This is a genomic window from Nostocoides australiense Ben110, from assembly GCF_001050535.1.
Taxonomy (GTDB): Bacteria; Actinomycetota; Actinomycetes; order Actinomycetales; family Dermatophilaceae; genus Nostocoides_A; species Nostocoides_A australiense.
The window spans coordinates 3,757,370-3,763,232 of record NZ_HG764815.1 but is presented as its reverse complement, the minus strand read 5'-3'; the positions used below and the strand labels follow the sequence as shown (position 1 = coordinate 3,763,232).

The window sequence follows — 5,863 nt, the reverse complement described above, 5'->3', positions numbered from 1 at the left end:
CCCGCGGCTATCGCGCGCTGAGCTTCGTCGACGGCAGCGTGCCGCTGGTGCCGGAGGCGTCGGTCAGGCCCGGCGACCCGGGGGAGGTGGCGCGCGAGCGGTCGGTCGACGGCTGGGTGCTCGTCGCCGACGGCGGGCAGCCGCTCGGCTGGCTGGCCGTGGACCGGGTCGGCGCGCAGGTGGACATCGCCGATCTGGCGCTCGGAGGGACGCTCGCGCGCCAAGGCGGTCCGCTGCGTGCGGCCTTGGATGCCGCCTTGTCCTCGCCGAGCGGCCGCGGGGTGGTCGTCGGTGACCAGGGGGAACTGCTGGGCACGGTCCGGGCCCGCGACGTCATCGACGTCATCGAGGGATCGCGCGGCGGTAGCGGCGTTCAGGACACGCCGGCACCAGGGGTTTTGCCATGACCTGGGTGCTCGACCACCTGGGGCTGATCTGGGAGCTGACGGTGCGGCATACCGTCCTCGCGGGCATCCCGCTGATCCTCGGGCTGCTGCTGAGCATCCCGCTCGGCTGGCTGGCCCGCCGCTACCGCGTCCTCGCGCCCATCGCGCTCGCCGGCACCGGGCTGCTCTACACGATCCCGAGCCTGGCACTCTTCATCCTCATGCCGCTGATCCTCGGCACCAAGATCCTCGACCCGATCAATGTCGTGGTCGCGATGACCGTCTATACGGTCGCTCTGCTCGTGCGCACCGTCGTCGACGGACTCGCCTCGGTGCCGGACCATGTCGACGCCGCCGCGCAGGCGATGGGCCTGGGCCGGCTGGGGGGGGTGTTCACCGTGCCCCTGCCGCTGGCCGTGCCGGTGATCGCCGCGGGTCTGCGGGTGGCCGCCGTGAGCAACGTCAGCATCGTCTCGATCGCCTCGATCATCGGTGTCTCGCAACTGGGCTCGCTCCTGACCGACGGCTACAACCGCGACATCCCCGGCGAGCTGTGGGCCGGCACCCTCGCCTGCCTGCTGCTCGCCCTCCTCTTCGACGCCATCATCCAGGCCGGCGCCTGGGCGCTCACCCCCTGGCGGCGCGCCGGAGCCGTCCCGACCGGGGCCGAGCCGTGATCGCCGGCATCTGGCAGTGGCTGAGCGACCCGGCCAACTGGACCGGACCGGACGGCATACCCGTGCGCACCCTGGAGCACCTGCGCTACAGCCTCATCGTCCTCCTCGCCGCCGCGGTGATCGCCATCCCCACCGGCCTGTATGTCGGTCACACCGGCCGGGGTCGCTGGCTGGTCACCGCCGCCAACGCGCTGCGGGCCGTGCCCACCCTCGGACTGCTTTTCGCCCTCTCGTTGTGGCTCGGCCCGAAGATCCACGGCAACCTCGCCTTCAGTCTCCCGAGCATCATCGTGCTGGTCCTGCTGGCGATCCCGCCGCTGCTCGCCGGCGCGTATGCCGGTGTCGAGGCCGTCGACCCGGCGGCCCGCGACGCCGCCCGCGGAATGGGTATGCGGCCCGGTGAGGTGCTCCGGCACGTCGAGTTGCCCGTGTCCTTGCCGCTGCTGCTCTCCGGAGTCCGCGCCGCCGCATTGCAGGTGATCGCCACGGCCACCATCGCCGCCTATGTCGGCCTCGGCGGCCTGGGCCGGTTCCTGCTCGACGGGCTCTCCCTCGCCGACTATCCGGCCACGGCGGGGGGCGCGCTGCTCGTCTCGGCGCTCGCGCTGATCGTCGACCTTGTGCTCGCCGCCGTGACCCGCCTGGTCGTCAGTCCCGGGCTGACGGGGAAGTATCGCGGCGCGTCCGACGTTGACATCCAGACCAGCCGCACTGCCGCGGCCATCGAGCATTGATCACTGTGAGCACGGATCAATGTGAGCAGTGATCCAAGTGAACACGTGATCCAGCGAAACCTGATCCAGCGAACCCGACACGCCGGAGCGGGACCTGCCCGCCCGACCTACTAGAGGAGTTTCCCGATGCGCCGACCCGCGCTGATCTTCACCGTGACCACCGCCTCCGCCCTCACCCTGGCAGCCTGCGGATCCTCATCCGACCCGATGGCCTCCGGGTCGTCGACCTCGAGCGCGTCGGCCGCCACGAGTGCCGCGACGAGCGCCGACAGCAGCTCCGGCGGCGCGACGAGCTCGGCGCAGAGCATTGCGGTCGGCTCCGCGGACTTCTCCGAGAGCCAGTTGCTCGCCGAGATCTACGCCGGCGCCCTGCAGGCCAAGGGCATCAACGCCACGGCCAAGCTCAACATCGGCTCGCGGGAGGTGTCGGTCAAGGCGCTGCAGGACGGCTCGATCGACGTCATGCCCGAATACACCGGCGCGATGGCCTTCTACTACGACAAGAACTTCACCGAGACCGACCCGCAGGCCGTGTATGACGCGCTCAAGGGCATGCTGCCCGCTGACCTGACGCTGCTGCAGGCGTCTGCGGCCGAGGACAACGACTCGATCAATGTCACCAAGGCGACGGCGCAGAAATACCAGCTGACGTCGGTGGCCGACCTGGCCGCGCACGCCGGCGACCTGACCCTCGGGGCGCCGCCGGAGTTCAAGCTGCGCCCACAGGGCATCCCCGGCCTGGAGAAGACCTACGGCGTCACCTTCGGCACCTTCCGGCCCCTGAAGGGTGCGGCCTTGGTCAACGCGCTCAAGAACGGCCAGGTCGACGCGGCCAATATCTTCTCCACCGACCCGGCCATCGCCGCCAACGACTTCGTGACCCTCACCGACGACAAGCGGCTCTTCGGCGCCCAGAACATCGTGCCCCTGGTCCGCGCCGACGCCGCGACCCCCGAAGTGTCGGCCGCCCTCGACGCGGTCAACGCCAAGCTGACCACGGCGACCTTGTCGGACCTGCTCAAGAAGACCGACATCGACAAGCAGGACCCTGCCACGGTGGCCAAGGAGTTCCTCACCGCCAACGGCCTCGGGTGAGCCTGCACCATTGAGGAAGGCGACCCGGGTCTGCCCCCAGACCCCGGGTCGCCTTCCTGGCGGAACCGGACGGGCCCCCACCCGACGTTCCACAACGCGGAGCGCGATGGCAAGCCCCTCCCTCCGACGGGCTTGCCATCCCTCGGGACGTTTGTCCGAGGTGTTCCGGCTGACCACCACTCTTGTCCAGTCGGGGTAGTTCCCTGAACTACCCGATTCGGTTTCCCGAAACTCCCGGCCGGATGTGATCTGGCCGGGAGTTTCGTCGTTCCGAGGGTCGTGCTGGTCTTCGACCCCTCCCCTGGCGCCGATTGGGTATGCCGTGGGGCCGGTTTCGCTGTCTCGGGGCCGTTTCCGGGCAGGCTGGCGCCGGGCTCCGTGCTTGCTGATTTGGTTCGGGCTGGGCCGGTCAGTCGCCTTAGTGTCTGCCTCGGCCGCGGGTCCTGGTGGCCTTGTCGAGTGGTCGGTCGTCCACAGGATCACCGAGGTGGACCTGCCACGGTTCGGGTCGGCCGCGTGTGGTGTGCCACGCGTGGAGGCTGACGAGGTTGTGCCCGATCAGGGTGACGGCCATGAGCAGGGCGGTCGCGACCAGTCCGGTCTGTCGGAAGAAGCCGCGGTTGACGCTCAGCCGTTGGTAGCGGTTGATGCCGATGAGGCCTTCGACGAGGGAGCGCCGGTTGAACGAGAGCGCCCAGCGCGTGGACTGCCAGGGGTGGTGCTGCCGATCGCGTTCGAGCAGGCTGTCCGGGACGGTCAGGGTCTTGCCGCATCCGCAGGGCTCGCCGGGGGTGCAGGTCGTGGTCGGGATGGTGTGCGGCATCCGAATCGATGCGGGGGTGTTGGGGCAGCGGACCTTGAAGGGGTGGCCGTCGACGGCCGGTCCGCGAAAGCGTTGGGTGCCACGGTTCGGCTCGCGCTTGGCGTGGGGCACGAAGCGGTAGGGTTCGCGGGCGTCGAAGGCTTCCCGACGTCGCGCCTTCTCGGCGGCTGTCATGCCCAATGTCGGAGGCTCGAGATCCCGGTGGGTTTCGGGGAGCGCGCTGGAGTAGAGGCTGCCGTCGACCCACACCGTCCCCGCGTCTGGACCGGGGCGGACTCCGCGCTGGGTCTTGTGCAGGTCCATGGTCAAGGTGATGCCGCGATCGCGCAGCGGGCCGGCGAGTTTGTTTCCTTTGGCGGTCGTGTAGCCGCGGTCGAGCAGGAGTTCGTCGAACTCGGGCAGTGCGTCGACCATGCCGAGGCAGGCTCGCGTGCGGTCGCGGTTGCCAGGGCGCAGTGTGAGCCCGGCTGCCAGCTGGGGCACCGGGTCGGAGCCGACCTTGGGGGCATACGTGCCGAGGTGTGCCTCGTAGCCGAAGAAGTGCTCGGTGGGTCGACGGCTGGTGGCGGTGCGGTGGCCCCAGCGGGCGTCGCGATCGTAGGAGTAGAAGCTGCGGCCGTCGCTGTTGATCTTCTTGTCGTGGGCACGGGCGACGCTCTCGACGTCGGTGCCGTCGATGGCGACGACGGTTGGCCGCTCGAACTCTGGTGGGAGACTGGCCTGGATGAGCAGCGTGGCCAGTTGGTCGAGGCTGACCTGCTCGAAGGGGCAGCCCTCGGGGCAGGAGAAGACCTCGCCCGTGTCCAGGTCGACGTCGAGGTCGTGATCGTGGTCGACGAGGACTCCGTGCTCAACCACGCGACGGATCGCGAGCCACCCCGAATGCATCCGCTTGTACTTGACCTGCATGCGCTTCGGGATTCCCAGTGCCGCTCGCTTGCCCGGTTTGAGCTTCCTCACGGTCCGGCACACGCCGGAGGTCGTCATCGAGTGAGGCTGGTCGCTGGCGTGGAAGATGTACGCCGCGAGGACTCCCGACAGCGGGATGAGCCGAGGTCGTCCGGTCCTCTGCTCCGCGGCCACGCAGATCTTCGTGGCGATGTTGCTGTTGGCGACGGCGACGGCTCGCGCGATGCGCTGCTCGTCCGTCATCGGGTTGGCTTGCGTGGCGTCCGAACTCCGCCGCGGAGTTCCCGCGTTCGGAGGTCGTCGCGGTCTGCTCACCGGCGGACCGCCTGGGCGAACAGCTCACGGTCATCGGGTTGCGGGACGAACTGCTCGAGTGCCTGATACGACCGCCAGGACGTCAGGCCAGCGATCCGAGTCAAGCCGGCCATCGACATGCCGTGGGTGAGGTGCTGGACCATCCACGTGACGCGCAAGCGGGCCGGGGTGATGCGCGGGCATCCTGGCGGGATGTCCGCCTTCGCGAGCATCTCGTGGAATGGGGAGCGGTCCCACTTCCGCGGCCGATACGCCAAGATCGGTGCGTCCGGTGGTTCGCCCAGGAACGCGGCGAGGATCGTGTCGTTGGGTGCGGTGATCGGGACGACGCGCGGATGAGGACCACCGGGCACTCTGACGCAGAGGAAGCCGTGCATGTCCGCCAGATCGCCGACGTTGGCTCTCCAGAGTTCTTGGGGGTGCAGTCCCGCGCCGAGCCCGAGGGCCAAGCACCCGGTGAAGCGCCGACGGCGGATCTGAGTGCTCTGACTGTTGGCGATCTCCCACAGCCGGGCGATTTCATCCGCTGTGAAGGGTCGGGTGGTCTTGCTCTGTCGCAACGGGGCTGGCCCCGGTGTCCACGGCGCCTTGACCGTGATCTGGCGTGAGAAGCGTCGAAGGTCTGAGCGCCGAGTCGCACGTGACGAGACCGAGAGGTGGGCTGCGCCGACCAGGATGTACCGCTCCACCGCGTCGGGGGTGAACATCCGGTCCCGGTCGAGCGGGAATCCCTGGCGGTGCGCCCAGACGACGAACTGCGACACGGTGCGCATCGCCTCAATCGCGTGGCGGGTGCTGCGGGGATGCACCATCAGCACGGACTCACGCGTGAAGTCCGCGACGGGCGCCCACTCTCCCTTGGGGATCGCGTAGGGCACGTAGTTGAAGACCGCGGACCGCGAGCCCTCGTCGTCGGCGTGGCGG

The 5,863-nt window shown here is 69.3% G+C and carries 5 protein-coding genes and 1 pseudogene; 4 read left to right on the top strand and 2 right to left on the bottom strand.

What is annotated here, in order from left to right:
- The 4 genes and pseudogenes from BN11_RS18490 to BN11_RS18475 form a co-directional block, all read left to right on the top strand.
- Positions 1-407 (top strand): annotated as a pseudogene (locus BN11_RS18490) (ABC transporter ATP-binding protein); the annotation flags it as partial.
- The gene (locus BN11_RS18485; protein WP_048699797.1) at positions 404-1,063 is read left to right on the top strand and encodes an ABC transporter permease; all 660 of its coding nucleotides are present in this window, start codon (positions 404-406) and stop codon (positions 1,061-1,063) included. The pseudogene BN11_RS18490 and the gene BN11_RS18485, both read left to right, overlap by 4 nt.
- The gene (locus BN11_RS18480) at positions 1,060-1,797 is read left to right on the top strand and encodes an ABC transporter permease (RefSeq protein ID WP_048699795.1); all 738 of its coding nucleotides are present in this window, start codon (positions 1,060-1,062) and stop codon (positions 1,795-1,797) included. The genes BN11_RS18485 and BN11_RS18480 overlap by 4 nt, the downstream gene beginning before the upstream one ends.
- A gap of 126 nt (positions 1,798-1,923) precedes the next feature.
- Entirely contained in the window at positions 1,924-2,892 is a 969-nt protein-coding gene (locus BN11_RS18475) for an ABC transporter substrate-binding protein (protein WP_048699793.1), read from the top strand.
- Between the two features lie 418 nt (positions 2,893-3,310).
- Here the strand turns inward: BN11_RS18475 and BN11_RS18470 are convergent, their stop codons facing one another.
- Positions 3,311-4,867 carry a hypothetical protein gene (locus tag BN11_RS18470; RefSeq protein ID WP_048699063.1) on the bottom strand — a complete coding sequence of 519 codons (1,557 nt, stop codon included), beginning with the start codon at positions 4,865-4,867 and terminating at the stop codon, positions 3,311-3,313.
- Between the two features lie 68 nt (positions 4,868-4,935).
- The coding region (locus BN11_RS18465) for a hypothetical protein (protein ID WP_048699790.1) at positions 4,936-5,863 on the bottom strand (928 nt) is incomplete at its 5' end.

Excerpts from the sequence above, each read along its gene's own strand:
- BN11_RS18485 (WP_048699797.1), top strand. The coding sequence starts at position 404 with ATGACCTGGGTGCTCGACCACCTGGGGCTGATCTGGGAGCTGACGGTG.
- BN11_RS18475 (WP_048699793.1), top strand. The coding sequence starts at position 1,924 with ATGCGCCGACCCGCGCTGATCTTCACCGTGACCACCGCCTCCGCCCTC.
- BN11_RS18470 (WP_048699063.1), bottom strand. The coding sequence starts at position 4,867 with ATGACGGACGAGCAGCGCATCGCGCGAGCCGTCGCCGTCGCCAACAGC.